Consider the following 18442-nt stretch of genomic DNA (forward strand, 5'->3'; position numbering starts at 1 on the left):
ATGAATAAAAGACTATTGCTGACAATATTTATTGTTGTCGTGGTCTTGGTTGCGATTGTAGTCTGGAAGAGCACCGCCTCTTCCGCTGCAGTCCAGCACACCAAATCCACAGCCTCATCTCAAGATTCATCAGCACAGATGAGCGATGACAGCATGCCAAACAAAAGCAAGGATGAAGTTTTTCAGGACTCGCTCTTAAAACAACTCAAGAATTTACAGCAGCACCCCGGCAATATCACTGAATTTCTAAACGAGTTTAAAGCCAGTTGCCCTGTCTCTGACTGTAATGCAGCGCTCGCAAAAGCTTTGGCCAATTATCCCGACCAGAAATTTGCAGCTTTAGTTGCGAATCTGTTGAAACGGATTCCGCAATATGAAAAGCAGATGCAAAATACAGTCTTATCAACATCTTTATCGCCAAAAGAACGCTTTGATGCATTGTGGAAACTCAGGGAGCAGACCTTAGGGCAAGCCGAAGCCATGCTGGGCTTTGGGCAAGAAAGACAGTATGCAAATTATCATTTTGCCTATCATGATCTGGCACAGAAACAGAATCTGAGTGCTGAACAACGTTTAAAAGCCTTTGAACAATTGCAAAAACAGTATCCAGATGCAACTCAGCAGGAAAGCAAGATCGGACAATATCAACAGGCCTTGAATCTGCTTGAGCAAGGCTCACACAACCCGGCGGAAACTGCACGTTTAAAGCAGCAATTACAGCAGCAATATTTGACCGAGCAGCAACGCCAACAGGTTCAGCAAAGAGAACAACAGGAGGCTCAACAACAGCAGCAAGTCAATCAATATCAGCAGGCCTTGCAGCAGTTACAACAAGAAATGCAACCGCTGAAAGCACAACTTTCAGAAGCCGAATGGCAACAGCAGTATCAAAGCCGTTTAGAGAGTTTACGCTTGAAAATGTTTCCTTAAACCGGTTGAACCCAGGCGATGGCGGGTCGCAAGGGTTCAATCAACCGGTAAAATCAAAGCAAAGCAATATTTAATAGTTGCTGACGTTTTTTCACCTGTTGGCCGACCTGACCAATCAATCCCTCGACCACCCCATCGACATCCGATTTGATCTGTTGCTGAATTTTCATGGCTTCAAGTATCAATAAGGTTTGCCCTTTCACCACCTGATCCCCCACATTAACCAGCAGATTCACAATCGCCCCATCCATTGGCGCACGGATTTTGCCATCACCCACCACTTCTGCTGCTTCAGGTACGGCATAGGTAATATTTTCAATCATGACATTACCATTGCCTGCGTCCAGATATAATTGATCTTGATCAAACACATAGGCCAGCTTACGGCGAACACCGTCACAGCTATAAATAATTTCCTCCCTATTGATCCTTACAATCTGGAGGATTGCCTGTTGATCACATAACTCGACTTTGAGCTGCTGCTGATCATGTTGCACATGCAGCAATATCTGCTGATCGGCATATTTCAGTTTCAATGGAAATGGCATAGCAACCCCCGTTTGCCAAGCCACTTGCTGCCGGTTTTGCTGGCTAAACAGTGCTGCTGCCACAGCTAAGGTTTCGAGCGTCAGGCTTTGTTGATGCAGACTCACATCATCCTGAAAATGTTGCTGGATAAAAGCAGTATTGGTGTCTCCAGCCACAATAATCGGATGACGTAATAAATTGCTCAGGAATTGTTTATTACTATTCACCCCCAGTAATACACAATCATCAACGGCACGGGCAAGTAACCGGATGGCATCCTGCCGGGTCTTCCCGTAAGCAATCACTTTGGCCACCATCGGATCATAGAAAGGACTGATTTCACCCTGCTCTAACATGCCGTGGTCAATACGCACATTCGGCATCATCCCATCGCTACCTGCGGGTTGCCAACGCAGTACCTTCCCGGTTTGTGGCAGGAAATCTTGACGTGGATCTTCGGCATATAAACGAACTTCTATGGCATGCCCGTTTAAGCTCAACTCATGTTGCTGTAAAGGCAGAGTTTCGCCATTCGCCACACGCAATTGCCATTCCACCAGATCCAGTCCGGTAATCATTTCCGTCACCGGATGCTCGACCTGTAAACGCGTGTTCATTTCCAAGAAATAGAATTCACCCGATTGATCAAGTAGAAACTCGACCGTACCTGCTCCAACATAATCACAGGCCTTGGCTGCGGCCACTGCCGCCTCCCCCATTTGCTGACGAAGTTCAGGTGTCATCACCGGACAAGGGGCCTCTTCCACTACCTTTTGATGACGGCGTTGAATCGAACAGTCCCGTTCAAACAAGTACACATAATTGCCATGCATATCACCAAAGACCTGTATTTCGACGTGCCTTGGTGCAATCACCGCTTTCTCTAAGATCAGTTCACCTGAACCAAAGGCATTTTCTGCCTCCGACCGCGCTGTTTTTAAGGCTTCTACGATATCAGCAGCCTGCTGGACCAGACGCATGCCTCGTCCACCCCCACCTGCCGAAGCCTTAACCATCAAGGGATAACCTATAGACTCAGCCTGCTCAGCCAGATAATCAATATCCTGCTGATCGCCTTCATAGCCCGGTATACACGGCACGCCAGCCTGAATCATGGCTATTTTTGAAAGACGCTTGCTGCCCATCAGCTCGATCGCAGCCGCAGTTGGCCCAATAAAAGTGATGCCATGCTCAAGACAGGCTTGGGCAAAATCAGTATTTTCAGACAAAAACCCATAGCCCGGATGTACCGCATCTGCCCCGGTTTTTTGGCAGGCGGCAATAATCTGGGCAATCGATAAATAAGATTCGGAAACTTTGGATGCGCCGATATAAACCGCTTCATCCGCTACCTGCACATGACGGGCATTGGCATCGGCATCTGAATAGACCGCAACCGTTTGATAACCCATTGCTTTGGCAGTTTGCATCACCCGTACAGCAATTTCACCACGGTTTGCCACTAAGACTTTTGAAAAACTCATTGTTTCATCTCTACGATTCAATCCCCTCGTTGCTGCTGTTCAAACAGCAGTTGAGGACGATTTCTAGTCAAACCAACTCGGATTACGCTTTTGGATAAAGGCCATGGTGCCTTCCTGTCCTTCGGCACCCGCAACTGCATCTGCAAACTGTTGTGCTGCCTCATCCAGAAGCTGATCTAAAGGTTCATTCAGGGTTCGGTGTAATAAAACCTTGGTCGCACGGGAAGCCAGAGGCGCAGCACGTTTAATCTGTTGAATGGTCTGTTCAAGCTGCTGTTCCAGTTCCGTTTCATTCGATACCACCTGATGAACAACACCTAAATCCAGCGCGGTCTTGCCATCAAAGCGTAAACCTAATAATGCCAAACGGCGGGCTTGAGTTAGTCCAATCCGTTTCACTACAAAAGGCGCAATCTGCGCGGGCAAAATCCCCAAGCCTGTTTCTGGCAAACCAAACTGAGCGGTATCACGGCTGATGGCAATATCTGACACACAGGCTAAGCCGAAGCCGCCACCCAGTACTGCACCTTCCAGCACAGCAACAACAGTTTGAGCAGCCTGATCCACTTGCTCAATCATGGCACCGAAACGGCGATTAAAATCGACATAAGCTTGTAAGCTACCACTATTGGCAACTTCAACACGCAGCCCTGCCATATCCTTGATATCGCCTCCGGCACAAAAATGCCCGCCTTGACCGCGAAAAATAACCGCACGAATCGAGACATCATCGGCAATCTGGCTAAATACCTGCTGAATGGCGGTAACCATCTTCAAACTCATGGCATTACGACTCTCAGGACGATTCAGCCATACGGTTAAAATACTGCCTTGCTGTTCCAGCTGAATGCTGTCATCTATCTCTAAGCCTGCAACAGAAGTTGAAAGTGTCATACGCCAACTCCTAGTTTTTCTGTTTCTTCGGCAGAATGTCAGTGAGCTTGCAGATAATTCCGAGCATGATCTCGTCTGCACCACCGCCAATCGAACCTAAGCGCCCATCACGGAATAATTGTGATGCCGGATTATCCCACATAAAACCATTCCCGCCCCAATATTGCAGGCAGCTATCCGCTACTTCACGGCTTAATCGTCCCGCTTTCAGCTTCGCCATTGACGCCATCAAAGTCACATCCTCACCCGCAACATGTTGCTCACAGGCCTGAAGCGTTAAAGCTTTCAGTGCTGCAACTTCGGTCATCAATTCAGCAAAACGGAAATGAACGTACTGATTATGAATTAAAGGCTGACCAAACGTGGTTCGTTCTCTAGTGTAATCAATGGTTTGCTGAATGACTTTTTCCATCCCACCTACTGCATTGATACAGGCCCACATGCGCTCTTCCTGAAACTGCATCATTTGCATCATGAAGCCCATGCCTTCAACCCCAACCAAGTTGCGTTGCGGTACACGCACATTATCGAAGTAGACTTGTGCAGTCGTGGTTGAACGCATCCCCAATTTATTCAAGGGTTCTGAAAAGCTAATTCCGGGAGTCTTGGCTGGGACAATGATCATGGATTTATTGACGTGTGGCTTGTCGTCAGAGGTATTAGCAAGTAAACAGAAGAAATCAGCTTGTAATGAGTTGGTGATCCACATCTTGCTGCCATTAATCACATAATCATCGCCATCTTTTTTGGCTGTGGTTTTGATCGCTGCCACGTCAGAACCTGCATGTACTTCAGATACCGCAATCGACGCCACATATTCACCGCGAATGGCAGGATTCAAAAACTCGTCGCGCAGCTCTTTGCTGCCAAAACGTGCCAGTGCAGGTGTGGCCATATCGGTTTGCACGCCAATCGCTAGGGGTACACCACCACACGCAGCACGACCTAATTCTTCTGCTACTACAAGGTTATAAGAATAATCAAGACCTAAGCCACCATTTTCCTCTGGCTTGCAAATTCCCAATAAGCCCAAATCCCCCATTTTCTTAAAGACATCATGAATCGGAAAACGCCCCGCTTCTTCCCATTCCGGAATAAACGGATTCAGCTCATTTTCAACAAACTGACGTGTGGTACGGCGTAAAGCATCATGTTCTGCGGTAAATTTCATTGTTTTTGTTCCTTAAAAATTGTTTCTCCCTCTCCCTAACCCTCTCCCATCTGGGGAGAGGGAATCCCTTCTCCCTTTGGGAGAAGGCTAGGATGAGGGGGTTAAAACTAAAATCTCGATACACCAAATCGTGTTGGATTTAATTCACGTTGTTGTGCTTCAAAAATGGTTTGTAATAAAAAGATCAGGACTTTACGGGTGTCTCTTGGATCAATGATGCCATCGTCATGCAGCATGGCCGTATTGAATAACGCCGTCGACTGCTGTTCCAGTTTCATTGCTGTACTTTGTTCCAGAAAATCCAGCATCTGCGGATTCGGTTCCATTCCTGAAGCTTTCTGTTTGCCCTCAGCCACAATCCGTAAGACTTTGCCTGCTTGCGCTGCACCCATCACCGCCACATGTGAGTTTGGCCATGCAAAGATAAATTGCGGCGATAAACTACGGCCACACATGGCATAGTTACCCGCGCCATAAGAGCCTGCTACCACAATCGAAATCTTGGGTACGGTTGCATTAGCCACCGCCTGAATCAGCTTGGAACCATGCTTAATAATGCCGTTCTGCTCGGCATCGGTTCCGACCATAAAACCGGTGGTGTTATGCAGGAATAAAAGTGGGCGTTGGGTCTGCTCACACAGATGAATAAACTGAGCTGCTTTAGCCGCCCCTTGCGGGGTAATCGGACCATTATTGGTAATAATGCCGATATGTAGTCCGCCCACTTTGGCCCAACCACACACGGTTAAGGCATCATATTCCTGCTTGAATTCCAGAAAGTCTGAATCATCAATGATCCGTGCAATGATCTCTTTCATATCAAAGGGTTGCTTTGGATCTTGCGGAATAATCCCTAACAGCTCTTCAGCAGCATAACGCGGTTCTTTATAATTCTGAGTGGATTGCGCAGTCTGTTCTTTCCAGTTCAGGTGCTCGAAAATCTCACGCGCCAAACGAATACCGTCTGCATCGTTTTCAGCCAGATATTCTGCGACACCCGACACTTGGGTATGCATTTCTGCCCCACCCAGTTCTTCCGCAGTCGCCACTTCCCCTGTTGCCGCCAATAACAGTGGTGGGCCAGCCAACAGCATTTCTGTTTGTTTGCGAACCGCAATCACATAGTCAGACAAACCCGGCTGATAAGCACCACCCGCAGTTGCATTGCCATGCACCACCGCCACTTGTGGAATCCCTGCCGCAGATAAACGTGCCTGATTGGCAAAGGTCATTCCACCATAAGTAAATACTTCCGCGGCATAATTCAGGTTTGCACCACCACTTTCGGTCAAGGTCACCATCGGCAATTTTTGTTCCAGGGCAATCTTTTGCAGCCGTAGGGTTTTATGCACGCCCATGGGTGACATGGTACCGCCTTTGATTGCGCTGTTACTGGCAGACACCAGCGCACGGACCCCACTGACAAAACCAATCCCGGCAATCACACCACCGCCTGCTTCGGAACCATCTTTATCATCATGCATGTTGTAGCCAACCAGACCACATAGCTCGACAAAAGGTGAATCCGCATCTAATAGTAAACGAATACGCTCATGTGGCAAGATTTTGCCTTTCTTATCAAACTTGGGTTTTGCCGCATAAGACTTATCAATACTTTTTTGCTGTACAGCACGAACTTCAGCTAACTGGGTTAATAACGCCTCCCGATTTTGTTGGTATTGTTCACTACCCACTACAATTTCAGATTGGAGAATCGTCATACTTATTCTCCATCTGTTTTGAATATGTCAGGAATAAACGCACGATGGAAACCGTTAAAGGCGTCATTATTGGTCGCATCAGCCAATGGATACATGCGTGTGCCTTGTGATGCGGCTCCATCAATACGCAGGGTGACGCCCGATACAAAAGCCGCTGCATCGGAAAGTAGATAACAAATCGCTGAGGAGATCTCTGACTCTGTGCCCATCCGTTTTAACGGAACATTACTCGCTAAACTTGGAATGATCACCTTGGCAAAATCACCACTATAGTTATCCATGCCCGAAGAAATAATCCAGCCCGGTGCAACTGCATTAACACGTACTCCAGATTTGCCCCATTCCACAGAAGCCGTTTTGGTCAGGTTATCCACACCTGAACGTGCTGCACCTGAATGGCCCATGCCCGGCATACCACCCCACATATCTGCGGTCATATTCACGATGCTACCGCCATGTTTTGCCATCCACTGGTTATAGGCTTCACGCATCAGGTAAAAGGTGGAATGCAGGTTATTACGGACCACGGCATCAAAACCATTGGCAGAAATATTCTCTAATGCAGAAGGAAATTGTCCGCCTGCATTATTGACCAATCCATCCAGCTTGCCAAATTTTTCAATAACTTCGGCAATCATGTTTTTAACCTGTTCTTCATCTCGGTTATCACAGACGATGAAATGCACTTTGCCGCCATCTTCCAGAATTTCTTGGCTGACTTTTTCCAGCTTTTCAATTTTTCGACCGGTAATGATGACCTGTGCACCTAAGGATGCCAATTCATGTGCAGTACAACGGCCAATACCAGAACCTCCACCTGTCACAATAATGACTTTGTCAGCAAATGCATCTGCCCTGAAAATTGATTGATAACCCATGTTTACATCCTTAATATTTTTCTAACAGTTGTGCAGGCACTTTCACCGGCATATCCAATAATTGCTGTGCAAACGCCTTACCTTGTGGATCAATCCGCAAGCTGGCGATTCCCCCGCCCCCCAATGCATTTTCCAGCATGAAATTCAGCGCATGCATCTCAGGTAATTCATAACGAATCACTTTTGATTTTTCAGGATCTAAAACATGCTGCATATATGCGGCAACATTGGCCTCGGTCAGAGCTGCACGAATCCACGGTAAATATTCAGCCTTGCGCGCGATCACACCAATATTGCTATGATTGCCCTTATCACCACTACGTGCATGTGCCAACTCAATCAAAGGGACTTCGATCTCATCGCCTTGATAACTTGCCACTTCACCAACGGGTTGTAGCTCGACCTCTGCGACCTTTTGCCCAACAGGAACCTGAACCGGATAACGCTGCCCCGCAAAGTCGACTTCAACTTTTAATTGATCTTTATTAATCAGGAAAGAAAACAGCTTCACTACTGCTGAGGCTTTCGGACGGCCGCCGACAATCCCTGCCAATGCAGGTGCCATCCCTGTTGAAGCTTGAGCAATTTCAGACGCAAAGAACATACAAGCTTCTTTAAACAGATGTTTGACCGCGATTTTGACCACCACTTCACGGCTATCCTTGATTCGGGCATGTGCGCCATAGGTACTTTCAATACCGAGAATTTCAACCGACTTTTCACTAAAAGGAGGAACTGAACGCAGTGCCAAAACGCGTTCACATTTATTCAGAATGGCATCAGCAATCACTTGGGCTTTTTCTGGTGCTTCACGACCTGCAATCAAGAAACTGACCAAGACCCGATAACCATCGGCATAGGTGGCACTGACTTTATATTGCTGGGTTGGTGCCTGACCTGTTGCGCCAGTCACCTTGACCCGATGTTCGCCCACCTGTTCTAAATGGACTTGGCTAAAATCAGCGCTTACATCAGGTAAAAGATAGGCTTGCGGATTGCCTATTTCGTAAACGATCTGCTCTGCTACAGTCGCAGTTGAAACGAGGCCTCCGGTCCCTTTCGGCTTGGTCACAATAAATGAAGCATCAGCACTGACTTCAACAATCGGGAAGCCCATGTTGTCAAAGCCCTCAACCAGACGCCAGTCAGTAAAGTTTCCACCTGTACACTGTGCGCCGCATTCAATCACATGCCCAGCCAGTGAACCTTGCGCCAGCTTGTCATAATCATGCAGTGACCATTTATATTCGTGTAACAAAGGCGCCAGTACAACCGCTGAATCCACCACTCGGCCCGTGATCACAATATCCGCACCCAAGTCCAAGGCATCACGAATCGCAACAGCACCCAGATAGGCGTTGCTACTAGCAACCTGTGCAGGTAAGGCATCGCCATTAAACATTTCCTGAATATTTTGTTTTGATAATTCTGCATGCTTTGGCAATACATCATCACCCAGCACCACTGCAACTTTTAAATCCAACCCTTTTTCATCAATTTTTTTCTGTAAAGCATCACGAAAAGCCAGTGGGTTTCCCCCGCCTGCATTGCTGATCACTTTTATTTTTTTCTCGGCAATTTTATGAATCAGTGGTGACATCACCCGACTGACAAAATCCAGCGCATAGCCATGACTTGAGTCCATCATCATCGCCTTGGCCATAATCGACATGGTAATTTCAGACAGATAGTCAAAGACCAGATAATCAATATCACTCAAATGCACCAACTGAAAGGCAGCAGTGTTGGTATCGCCCCAAAAGCCCGATGCACACCCGATTTTAACTAGCCTCTGATCATCCTGTTTGACAGTTGTCATGCGCTTTCTCATTGTTATTGCTAAAAACGCCTTAACATTACCAAGCAAGTGCTTGGTTTGTAAAGTACATAATGCTATCCTGTATTGGCAAAAATTGTCAAACTCAAGCAACTGCTTGTTATAAAAAGATAAGACAAAGCATCGAATGAATTTTGTTACAATACACTTTAGCTTGAACAGGATAGACGGATAGGCATGATCGCAACTTCAATTGAGCAAATACCCAAGATTGTTTGCTTTGACGATAGTCCACGTGGGCGTTTATTACAGGGCGCAGCCTATCTGTTTTATAAGCAAGGTTATGACAAAACCACGGTTCGTCAACTTGGTGAATTTATTGGCATTCAATCGGGTAGCCTGTTCCATCATTTTAAAAGCAAGGATGAAATTCTGGCGACGGTGATGGAACAAACCATTATCTATAACTTCGCCCGTTTAAAAGAAGCGGCTGAACGCTCAAGCGATCCTGAACAACAATTACGTCATTTGATCAAAGCTGAACTACTTTCCATTGCTGGCGATACTGGTGCGGCTATGGCAGTACTGGTACATGAATGGTTTGCCCTTTCCAAAGAGAAACAAGATTACCTGCTGAAAATGCGCAATGAATATGAGCAAGTGTGGCTAGACGTGATTGAAAAATTACGTGCTCAGGGCAAAGTGAAACATGATGCTTTTATCTGGCGTCGTTTGCTGGGTGGCTCGATTTCCTGGACAGTGACCTGGTACAGACCTGAAGGTAAAGTCAAAATTGATGAGTTGACTGAAATGGTTTGGGAAATGGCGGTGAAATGAGTGCCATCTATCTGCGTAAGCCCCTACTCAGTGATTTAGCCGAAATCAAACAGGCTTACCAGAGTAGTATTCAACTGCATCGGCCGTGGACCTATCCACCTGCTAATTTTGAACACTACCTCGCGCAAGAACACCGTTATTTTGTCTGCTTGAAAGAGAATCATGCCATTGTCGGCACTTTTAACATTTCCAATATCGTTCGAGGTCACTTTCATTCTGCTTACTTGGGTTATGAAGCCTTTTATCCTTATGCAGGACAAGGCTATATGCGACAAGGGCTACAACTGGTTTTACAAGAAGCGTTTCAAACGCTGAATTTACATCGATTAGAAGCCAATATCCAACCCGATAATCTGCCCTCTATTCGCCTTGTGGTACATGCAGGTTTTGTGAAAGAAGGTTTCTCCCGCCAGTACCTGCGTGTCGGTGGAAAAGAATGGAAAGATCATGAACGTTGGGCAATTTTAAAAAGCGATTGGACAGATCAGAAGTATCAAGCCTTTTAATTATTGAAATATCGGCCCCATAACGATAAAAATAAACTGATGCCAATTCTTTAGGCGAAATATATGCAACGTATAATCTTGATTTTACTTTCCAGCCTAATTCTCGGCTGTAGCGATGATAGAGTGACAACCAAGTTTACAGATTTGCAGCATGCGAAAGCTGAACATGCATTTGAACGTGGTTGGCTGCCTCCGATTTTACCACCGAGTACAAAAAATATTATTGAAATAAATGACCTAGATCTAAATAGAGGTCATGGTTCTTTTACCTTTTCCCCCACAGATCTGAACTATTTTAGCGCCCAAGGCGCTACCCCAATTAAAATGAATAATGCAGCTCAAGGTAAAAAGAAAGAAATGCAGGATCAGGGATTTCAATTTTTGCTCTACGCTCAAGGTTCATCACTTTGGTATATCGCAGTTCATCCAGAGGGAAAAGGAGCTTATTGGGTTGAATCCATACAATAAGCTCCTAGAGATCAGTTTAATACCCCAATTGCTTACTGATTAAATCCTTCATAATTTCCTCTGCACCACCGCCAATCATATTCACCTTCACTTCACGATAGATTCGTTCAGACTTGGTACCACGCATAAAGCCCATGCCTCCGAGGGTCTGCACCGCCGCATCTGCACAGAATTGCATGGTTTGAGTGGCAACATTCTTCAACATACAAATCTGGGCAATCAGTTCACTGCCCTGCAATTCGGGCTTACTTAAACGATAAGCTGTATCTTCAAGTAAAGCACGGGTTGCGGTCAATCGAGTCGCCATATCCACCAGCTTATGACGCATCACCTGATGGTCGACCAGACGCTTGCCAAAGGTTTGACGCTGTTGTGCCCAATCCAATGCCTCTTCATAGCAGGTCAGGGCAAAGCCATAACTACTTGCAGCAAGGAAAAAACGCTCCATATTGAAGTTATTCATAATCACCAGAAAGCCCATATTTTCCGGGCCTAATAAATGACTAGCTGGCACTTTGACATTGTCAAAATGCAAATGCGCGGTATCGGATGCCCACCATCCCATCTTATCCAGTTTGGTTTTGCTGATCCCTTCACTATGCGCATCAATCAGCAGCATGGATATACCGTTTGCCCCTTTCGCATTTGGATCAGTACGAACTGCCACCGAGTAATAATCTGCTCGCATCCCCGAAGTGATAAAGGTCTTTTCACCACTGACCAGAAAATAATCACCGTCACGTACAGCCCTGGTTTTGAGTGAAGCGACATCTGAACCACCGCCCGGCTCAGTAATTGCCAGGGCCGAGATTTTTTCACCCGATAAAATCTGAGGCAGCACTTCAGCTTTCACCGCTTCATTGGCAAAGTGCTGGATCGGAGGCGCACCAATGGTATGCGACAGCAAAGAAGCACTAAGACCACCCGACGCACATTTTGCCAGCTCAATCGAAGCTAACAGCGTATAAAATGCATCTGTCCCAGCAATCCCGCCATACTGCTCTTCAAACCCTAATCCCAATAAACCAATATCTGCGGCTTTCTTATACAGCTCTCGCGGAAAAGTTTCATTCTCATCCCATTCATTGATAAAAGGCGAAATCTCCTTCTCAACAAAGCGTCGAATACTCTTGGCAAATTCCAGATGCTGCTCGTTGTAGTACAAAGGATTAAGGTGCATATTCTGCTTCCTAGCAATTATTGATCATTGTTTATTGAATGAGCACTAAATTAGCAAAACCAGAAAAACCAAGCAAGCGCTTGGCAAAATTAAAAGTTAAAAAATAGATCAAACCTGCGATAAAGCATAAAACTATATTTTTAATCGGCCACGAAATCCACGCGTCGCATAATAAGATTGAGCACCATTATGATAAGTAAAAACCCGACCATAACGACTATCACAGAAAATTGCGCCACCTAAAGCTCTTACATCCTCGGGCGTTTTGACCCAACTCGAGGTTTTTAGATCAAAATGTTCCATTGCCTGTAACTGCCTATATTGCTCTTCTGTGAGTAATTCAACTCCCATGGCTTCAGCAACATCAACCGCATTATTTACCGGTTTATGTTCCTTACGTGCGTCTAAAGCGGCACGGTCATAACACAGGCTTCTACGCCCTTTTGGTGTTTCTACTGCACAATCATAAAAGATTATTTCTGGTGACTTTGCATCCAATACAATGATGTCTGGCTCTCCACCCGTTTCTTCCATTTGATGGAGTGACCATAATTTTTCTGGCTGCTGCTGTAATTGATCTTCAATATCAGACCAATTCAGATCCTTGTGACGATGCATATTTTGTTCAAAACGCTTCTTTAATATTTCAAATAGTGCTGCGACTTGTTCAATATCTAACTTTTTATTCTTGGTCATTTTTATACTCTAATTTTTATGGCTATACCGAACGGCCATCAAAGTGATTGATCTTGATACTTTCCAGTTCCAGATCATCAATACAACGTACATTGATCGCACATATAGTATTCCCCTGAGGATCTACACCCATTGCATAGGGATGAATACCACAGACCTTACAGAAATGATGCTCGATCACATGCTTATTGAATTGATAAGTCGCCTGAGCATCGTCTTCCACAGTAATCTCAACTTCACTCTGAGGTAAAAACCAGAGTAAAGAACCTTTTTTCTGGCAAATTGAACAGTTACAAGATAACGCTTCAGTGAGTTCACCCTGCGCAATGAAGGTTAATTTTCCACAATGACAACTTCCTTTATATTGCATCTTTTTTTCCTTTTTGATTTTTTATCTATTTTTACAGGATGCCGTGTATAAGTTCAAATCTGATTCTGTTAATCAATGCTTATGTAAGCTTAACTCCAGAAATGTTGGCATTGTTGACACTTGGTTCCATGTTTATACGAGAATAACGGGAAACCAAGTAATAAGAAAACCAGATAAGCGGGCCGCTTTCCTTCAGTATAAGGCTTTATATCTGTACTTCCGCATTGAGGACAACGCTCACTTAAACCAAACTCTTGTTCTAATTCCTGGCTAAAGTCTTGCGCCAGTAATGCTTGTGCTTGTTCTAAATAACGGTCAGGAACCAATAACCGAACCCCACCCAATGCATTGGAATACAGCCAGTCCATGTTAATGGTATGTTCATTTTCAATACGGGTAGGAATGCTAGCAGCTTCAAGTTGCGTTTTAGCAATTTGGGCTTCATAAGGAAAAGAATACGTTTCAGCGACCACCCATTTCATAGGAATATCTAAATAGCATAAATATAAATTCTAAGCACAATTCATCTCGGTGCACAATGCGTAAATTTGTTGTTATATATTTTGGCCATGGAACTTTTCCCATGCAATCGACTCCAAGTCGCCAGTCAGTTCATTGGATTGCTCATCCAATAGCTTATACATGATCTGATATTGACCAATAGTTGCACTACCATCAAGACCTAGCAAAACCGTATACAACGCATCAGTTAAAGCTTCTGAAACAATTTTTTTCGTTAAATGAATCTGTTCATGATTCATACCAGATTTTTCTAATAGACTGATTCGTGATATTTCAGAATCAACAGTAAAGTAACTCTGGATTAGATCATCTCTTAAAAGTTTAAATTCCTCTACGAATTCTTCTGAAGTCATAGCAAGGTGATTATTGATCATTTAAATTTCATCCTTTTGTTATTTTGATTCAACCTATAAAACAATAACATAATCCTCAAGAGATGCTATTCAATGTATTTTTCTCTACGCAATAAAAAACACCCCTAACGTTAGTTAGGGGTGTTTCGTATTTAAAAGCTGGCGATGACTTACTCTCACATGGCAAGTGCCACACTACCATCAGCGCTAAGAGGTTTCACTTCTGAGTTCGGGAAGGGATCAGGTGGTTCACTCTTGCTATTGTCGCCAGCAAACTGTTTTGGTTTTGGGTGGTCTTACGTTTTTTGCCACTTAGTACCGAAAGAGTTATTAACGGATTAGTTAATTGAGTCGTATTGTAACTAGTTTTGACACTAAATCAAGTTATGTATTGAATTTATCTTGAATACAACAACTGTTTGGGTGTTGTATAGTCAAGCCTCACGAGCAATTAGTATTGGTCAGCTTCACACGTCACCGTGCTTCCACACCCAACCTATCAACGTCCTAGTCTCGAACGGCTCTTTAGAGGAATAAATTCCTAGGGAAATCTTATCTTGAGGTAGGCTTCCCGCTTAGATGCTTTCAGCGGTTATCCCTTCCGAACATAGCTACCCGGCGATGCGACTGGCGTCACAACCGGTACACCAGAGGTTCGTCCACTCTGGTCCTCTCGTACTAGGAGCAGATCCTCTCAAATTTCCAGCGCCCACGGTAGATAGGGACCGAACTGTCTCACGACGTTCTAAACCCAGCTCGCGTACCTCTTTAAATGGCGAACAGCCATACCCTTGGGACCTGCTTCAGCCCCAGGATGAGATGAGCCGACATCGAGGTGCCAAACACCGCCGTCGATATGAACTCTTGGGCGGTATCAGCCTGTTATCCCCAGAGTACCTTTTATCCGTTGAGCGATGGCCCTTCCATACAGAACCACCGGATCACTAAGACCTACTTTCGTACCTGCTCGACTTGTGGGTCTCGCAGTTAAGCGCGCTTTTGCCTTTATACTCTACGCGTGATTTCCGACCACGCTGAGCGCACCTTCGTACTCCTCCGTTACTCTTTAGGAGGAGACCGCCCCAGTCAAACTACCCACCAGACATGGTCCTCGCCCCGGATTACGGGGCAGAGTTAGAACCTCAACATTACCAGGGTGGTATTTCAAGGACGGCTCCATTAGAACTAGCGTTCTAACTTCAAAGCCTCCCACCTATCCTACACAAGTAAGGTCAAAGTTCAATGTCAAGCTGCAGTAAAGGTTCACGGGGTCTTTCCGTCTAGCCGCGGGTACACTGCATCTTCACAGCGATTTCGATTTCACTGAGCCTCTGCTGGAGACAGCGCCGCCATCATTATGCCATTCGTGCAGGTCGGAACTTACCCGACAAGGAATTTCGCTACCTTAGGACCGTTATAGTTACGGCCGCCGTTTACTGGGGCTTCGATCAAGAGCTTCGCTTACGCTAACCCCATCAATTAACCTTCCAGCACCGGGCAGGCATCACACCCTATACGTCCACTTTCGTGTTTGCAGAGTGCTATGTTTTTAATAAACAGTTGCAGCGGCCTGGTTTCTGTGGCTGCCAACAGCTCAGGGAGCAAGTCCCATCACCGTCAGCAGCGTACCTTCTCCCGAAGTTACGGTACCATTTTGCCTAGTTCCTTCAGCAGAGTTCTCTCAAGCGCTTTGGTCTACTCGACCTGACCACCTGTGTCGGTTTCGGGTACGATTCCTGTGTAACTGAAGCTTAGAGACTTTTCCTGGAAGCATGGTATCAGCCACTTCACTGTACAAGTACAGCTTGCTATCAGCTCTCAGCATAGAGCACCCCGGATTTGCCTAAGATGCATGCCTACAGCCTTCCACCTGGACAACCAACGCCAGGCTGACTTAACCTTCTCCGTCCTCTCATCGCATTACACAGAAGTATTGGAATATTAACCAATTTCCCATCGACTACGCCTCTCGGCCTCGCCTTAGGGGTCGACTCACCCAGCCCCGATTAACGTTGGACTGGAACCCTTGGTCTTTCAGCGAACGGGTTTTTCACCCGTTTTGTCGTTACTCACGTCAGCATTCGCACTTCTGATACCTCCAGCATACTTCTCAATACACCTTCATCGGCTTACAGAACGCTCCCCTACCACGTATACTAAAGTATACATCCGCAGCTTCGGCACATAGTTTTAGCCCCGTTACATCTTCCGCGCAGGCCGACTCGACTAGTGAGCTATTACGCTTTCTTTAAAGGGTGGCTGCTTCTAAGCCAACCTCCTAGCTGTCTATGCCTTCCCACATCGTTTCCCACTTAACTATGATTTTGGGGCCTTAGCTGGCGGTCTGGATTGTTTTCCTCTTGACTACGGACGTTAGCACCCGCAGTCTGTCTCCCGGATAGTACTCATTGGTATTCGGAGTTTGCATCGGTTTGGTAAGTCGGGATGACCCCCTAGCCGAAACAGTGCTCTACCCCCAATGGTATTCGTCCGAGGCGCTACCTAAATAGCTTTCGGGGAGAACCAGCTATCACCAGGCTTGATTAGCCTTTCACCCCTATCCACAAGTCATCCCCTGGCTTTTCAACGACAGTGGGTTCGGTCCTCCAGTTAGTGTTACCCAACCTTCAACCTGCTCATGGATAGATCGCCTGGTTTCGGGTCTATACCCAGCAACTAAACGCCCTATTAAGACTCGATTTCTCTACGGCTCCCCTATGCGGTTAACCTTGCTACTGAATATAAGTCGCTGACCCATTATACAAAAGGTACGCAGTCACACCACGAAGGTGCTCCCACTGCTTGTATGCATGCGGTTTCAGGATCTATTTCACTCCCCTCACAGGGGTTCTTTTCGCCTTTCCCTCACGGTACTGGTTCACTATCGGTCAGTCAGGAGTATTTAGCCTTGGAGGATGGTCCCCCCATATTCAGACAAGGTTTCACGTGCCTCGCCCTACTCGTCATCATTATGTGTGCCCTTTCGTGTACGGGAATATCACCCTCTACGTTCGCACTTCCCAGAGCGTTCCACTAGAACACACATAACTTAATGGGCTGCTCCCCGTTCGCTCGCCGCTACTAAGGGAATCTCAATTGATTTCTTTTCCTAAGGGTACTGAGATGTTTCACTTCCCCTCGTTCGCTTCATAAGCCTATGTATTCAGCTTATGATACCCGCCTTTTAGCGGGTGGGTTCCCCCATTCAGAAATCTCCGGATCAAAGGATATTTGCCGCCTCCCCGGAGCTTTTCGCAGGCTATCACGTCTTTCATCGCCTCTGACTGCCAAGGCATCCACCACATGCACTTAATTACTTGACTATACAACCCCAAACAGTCGTTACACCTACAAGTGGGTGTAGCAACAGAATCAATGTAAACATTAATTCATACAGCTTGTTGTTTCGTGAACTTAATCACCGTACAGCTTCAATCTAAATTCATATACCAAAACGCTTGATTCAGTGTTTTTGCTAGTTCTCATTTCATTCAACTTAAACATCGAAATGTTTAAATCAAAGAATGAGTGAACAATTTATTTCAGACTCAATTCTACTAATCTGTTAATGATTAACTACCACCTCGTCGGTGCGTAGTAAACTGTGATAAATCACAGAGATTAATAAACCAGTCAACTTGGACTGTATTCACTAAACTCTATAATCTATTTAGCTCAGAATTACTAAGTAATTCATGGTGGAGACTAGGAGAGTCGAACTCCTGACCTCCTGCGTGCAAAGCAGGCGCTCTACCAACTAAGCTAAGTCCCCAGCTTAAAATCATAATGAACGATATATCTCAATCTCAGCTTCAGCTATCAGATTTGGTGGGTCTGACAAGACTTGAACTTGTGACCCCACGCTTATCAAGCGTGTGCTCTAACCAACTGAGCTACAGACCCTCAGATACATCTTCGAAGAACAACTTGTTGTGGATTCTTACCGGTCACCAATCTTTCGTTAAGGAGGTGATCCAGCCGCAGGTTCCCCTACGGCTACCTTGTTACGACTTCACCCCAGTCATCGGCCACACCGTGGTAACCGCCCTCTTTGCAGTTAGGCTAGCTACTTCTGGTGCAACAAACTCCCATGGTGTGACGGGCGGTGTGTACAAGGCCCGGGAACG

General features: G+C 45.7%; 15 protein-coding genes, 2 tRNA genes and 3 rRNA genes (1 of these 20 running past the window's edge). 4 read left to right on the forward strand and 16 right to left on the reverse strand.

Going from position 1 to position 18442, the window contains the following annotated elements; all coding sequences use genetic code 11:
* On the forward strand, positions 1-930 hold the full coding sequence (locus tag J699_RS05225; protein ID WP_032870161.1) for a lipase secretion chaperone: 930 nt from the start codon (positions 1-3) through the stop codon (positions 928-930).
* A 53-nt stretch (positions 931-983) separates the two neighbouring features.
* Here J699_RS05225 and J699_RS05220 read toward each other — a convergent pair whose 3' ends face one another.
* The 6 genes from J699_RS05220 to J699_RS05195 all read right to left on the reverse strand — a co-directional run bounded on the left by J699_RS05220 (position 984) and on the right by J699_RS05195 (position 9425).
* Positions 984-2942, reverse strand: a complete 1959-nt coding sequence (locus J699_RS05220) for an acetyl/propionyl/methylcrotonyl-CoA carboxylase subunit alpha (RefSeq protein WP_032870162.1) — start codon at positions 2940-2942, stop codon at positions 984-986.
* A gap of 63 nt (positions 2943-3005) precedes the next feature.
* On the reverse strand, positions 3006-3836 hold the full coding sequence (locus tag J699_RS05215) for an enoyl-CoA hydratase/isomerase family protein (protein ID WP_032870163.1): 831 nt from the start codon (positions 3834-3836) through the stop codon (positions 3006-3008).
* Positions 3837-3846: 10 nt separating this feature from the next.
* On the reverse strand, positions 3847-5007 hold the full coding sequence (locus J699_RS05210; RefSeq protein WP_032870164.1) for an acyl-CoA dehydrogenase family protein: 1161 nt from the start codon (positions 5005-5007) through the stop codon (positions 3847-3849).
* A 107-nt stretch (positions 5008-5114) separates the two neighbouring features.
* Positions 5115-6728: an acyl-CoA carboxylase subunit beta gene (locus J699_RS05205; protein ID WP_032870165.1), complete on the reverse strand. Its 1614-nt coding sequence runs from the start codon at positions 6726-6728 to the stop codon at positions 5115-5117.
* A 2-nt stretch (positions 6729-6730) separates the two neighbouring features.
* A complete protein-coding gene (locus J699_RS05200; RefSeq protein ID WP_005226744.1) occupies positions 6731-7606 on the reverse strand; it encodes an SDR family oxidoreductase in 876 nt (291 codons plus the stop codon).
* Between the two features lie 10 nt (positions 7607-7616).
* Positions 7617-9425, reverse strand: coding sequence for an acyclic terpene utilization AtuA family protein (locus J699_RS05195; protein ID WP_032882909.1), 1809 nt, complete (start codon positions 9423-9425; stop codon positions 7617-7619).
* Between the two features lie 195 nt (positions 9426-9620).
* Between J699_RS05195 and J699_RS05190 the strand changes: the two genes are divergently transcribed.
* From J699_RS05190 to J699_RS05180, 3 genes are all read left to right on the forward strand, one after another.
* Positions 9621-10220: a TetR/AcrR family transcriptional regulator gene (locus J699_RS05190; RefSeq protein ID WP_032870168.1), complete on the forward strand. Its 600-nt coding sequence runs from the start codon at positions 9621-9623 to the stop codon at positions 10218-10220.
* Complete coding sequence (locus tag J699_RS05185) at positions 10217-10726, forward strand: GNAT family N-acetyltransferase (RefSeq protein WP_032882910.1); 510 nt, start codon at positions 10217-10219, stop codon at positions 10724-10726. Before J699_RS05190 ends, J699_RS05185 begins: the two co-directional genes overlap by 4 nt.
* A gap of 63 nt (positions 10727-10789) precedes the next feature.
* Positions 10790-11194, forward strand: coding sequence for a hypothetical protein (locus J699_RS05180; protein WP_032870173.1), 405 nt, complete (start codon positions 10790-10792; stop codon positions 11192-11194).
* A 16-nt stretch (positions 11195-11210) separates the two neighbouring features.
* Here J699_RS05180 and J699_RS05175 read toward each other — a convergent pair whose 3' ends face one another.
* From J699_RS05175 to J699_RS05130, 10 genes are all read right to left on the reverse strand, one after another.
* Entirely contained in the window at positions 11211-12374 is a 1164-nt protein-coding gene (locus J699_RS05175; protein ID WP_032870175.1) for an acyl-CoA dehydrogenase family protein, read from the reverse strand.
* A gap of 132 nt (positions 12375-12506) precedes the next feature.
* Entirely contained in the window at positions 12507-13070 is a 564-nt protein-coding gene (locus tag J699_RS05170) for a DUF4256 domain-containing protein (protein ID WP_032870177.1), read from the reverse strand.
* 22 nt (positions 13071-13092) lie between these two features.
* Positions 13093-13440 carry a GFA family protein gene (locus J699_RS05165; protein WP_032870180.1) on the reverse strand — a complete coding sequence of 116 codons (348 nt, stop codon included), beginning with the start codon at positions 13438-13440 and terminating at the stop codon, positions 13093-13095.
* A gap of 89 nt (positions 13441-13529) precedes the next feature.
* On the reverse strand, positions 13530-13922 hold the full coding sequence (locus J699_RS05160) for a DUF2007 domain-containing protein (RefSeq protein WP_032870182.1): 393 nt from the start codon (positions 13920-13922) through the stop codon (positions 13530-13532).
* A gap of 72 nt (positions 13923-13994) precedes the next feature.
* A complete protein-coding gene (locus J699_RS05155) occupies positions 13995-14336 on the reverse strand; it encodes a hypothetical protein (RefSeq protein WP_050441703.1) in 342 nt (113 codons plus the stop codon).
* Between the two features lie 136 nt (positions 14337-14472).
* Positions 14473-14587: ribosomal RNA gene (gene rrf, locus J699_RS05150) — 5S ribosomal RNA — on the reverse strand.
* 158 nt (positions 14588-14745) lie between these two features.
* Positions 14746-17638: ribosomal RNA gene (locus J699_RS05145) — 23S ribosomal RNA — on the reverse strand.
* A 373-nt stretch (positions 17639-18011) separates the two neighbouring features.
* A tRNA-Ala gene (locus J699_RS05140) sits at positions 18012-18087 on the reverse strand.
* Between the two features lie 54 nt (positions 18088-18141).
* Positions 18142-18218 (reverse strand) — tRNA-Ile (locus tag J699_RS05135).
* 59 nt (positions 18219-18277) lie between these two features.
* Positions 18278-18442, reverse strand: a 16S ribosomal RNA gene (locus J699_RS05130); it runs 1372 nt beyond the window's last position.
* Together the 16S, 23S and 5S rRNA genes with 2 tRNA genes alongside form the textbook arrangement of a ribosomal RNA operon.

The sequence above is a fragment of the Acinetobacter sp. 1000160 genome, assembly GCF_000588715.1.
In the GTDB taxonomy this organism is placed as follows: domain Bacteria; phylum Pseudomonadota; class Gammaproteobacteria; order Pseudomonadales; family Moraxellaceae; genus Acinetobacter; species Acinetobacter courvalinii.

Excerpts from the sequence above, each read along its gene's own strand:
- J699_RS05225 (WP_032870161.1), top strand. The coding sequence starts at position 1 with ATGAATAAAAGACTATTGCTGACAATATTTATTGTTGTCGTGGTCTTG.
- J699_RS05220 (WP_032870162.1), bottom strand. The coding sequence starts at position 2,942 with ATGAGTTTTTCAAAAGTCTTAGTGGCAAACCGTGGTGAAATTGCTGTA.
- J699_RS05215 (WP_032870163.1), bottom strand. The coding sequence starts at position 3,836 with ATGACACTTTCAACTTCTGTTGCAGGCTTAGAGATAGATGACAGCATT.
- J699_RS05210 (WP_032870164.1), bottom strand. The coding sequence starts at position 5,007 with ATGAAATTTACCGCAGAACATGATGCTTTACGCCGTACCACACGTCAG.
- J699_RS05205 (WP_032870165.1), bottom strand. The coding sequence starts at position 6,728 with ATGACGATTCTCCAATCTGAAATTGTAGTGGGTAGTGAACAATACCAA.
- J699_RS05200 (WP_005226744.1), bottom strand. The coding sequence starts at position 7,606 with ATGGGTTATCAATCAATTTTCAGGGCAGATGCATTTGCTGACAAAGTC.
- J699_RS05195 (WP_032882909.1), bottom strand. The coding sequence starts at position 9,425 with ATGACAACTGTCAAACAGGATGATCAGAGGCTAGTTAAAATCGGGTGT.
- J699_RS05190 (WP_032870168.1), top strand. The coding sequence starts at position 9,621 with ATGATCGCAACTTCAATTGAGCAAATACCCAAGATTGTTTGCTTTGAC.
- J699_RS05185 (WP_032882910.1), top strand. The coding sequence starts at position 10,217 with ATGAGTGCCATCTATCTGCGTAAGCCCCTACTCAGTGATTTAGCCGAA.
- J699_RS05180 (WP_032870173.1), top strand. The coding sequence starts at position 10,790 with ATGCAACGTATAATCTTGATTTTACTTTCCAGCCTAATTCTCGGCTGT.
- J699_RS05175 (WP_032870175.1), bottom strand. The coding sequence starts at position 12,374 with ATGCACCTTAATCCTTTGTACTACAACGAGCAGCATCTGGAATTTGCC.
- J699_RS05170 (WP_032870177.1), bottom strand. The coding sequence starts at position 13,070 with ATGACCAAGAATAAAAAGTTAGATATTGAACAAGTCGCAGCACTATTT.
- J699_RS05165 (WP_032870180.1), bottom strand. The coding sequence starts at position 13,440 with ATGCAATATAAAGGAAGTTGTCATTGTGGAAAATTAACCTTCATTGCG.
- J699_RS05160 (WP_032870182.1), bottom strand. The coding sequence starts at position 13,922 with ATGAAATGGGTGGTCGCTGAAACGTATTCTTTTCCTTATGAAGCCCAA.
- J699_RS05155 (WP_050441703.1), bottom strand. The coding sequence starts at position 14,336 with ATGATCAATAATCACCTTGCTATGACTTCAGAAGAATTCGTAGAGGAA.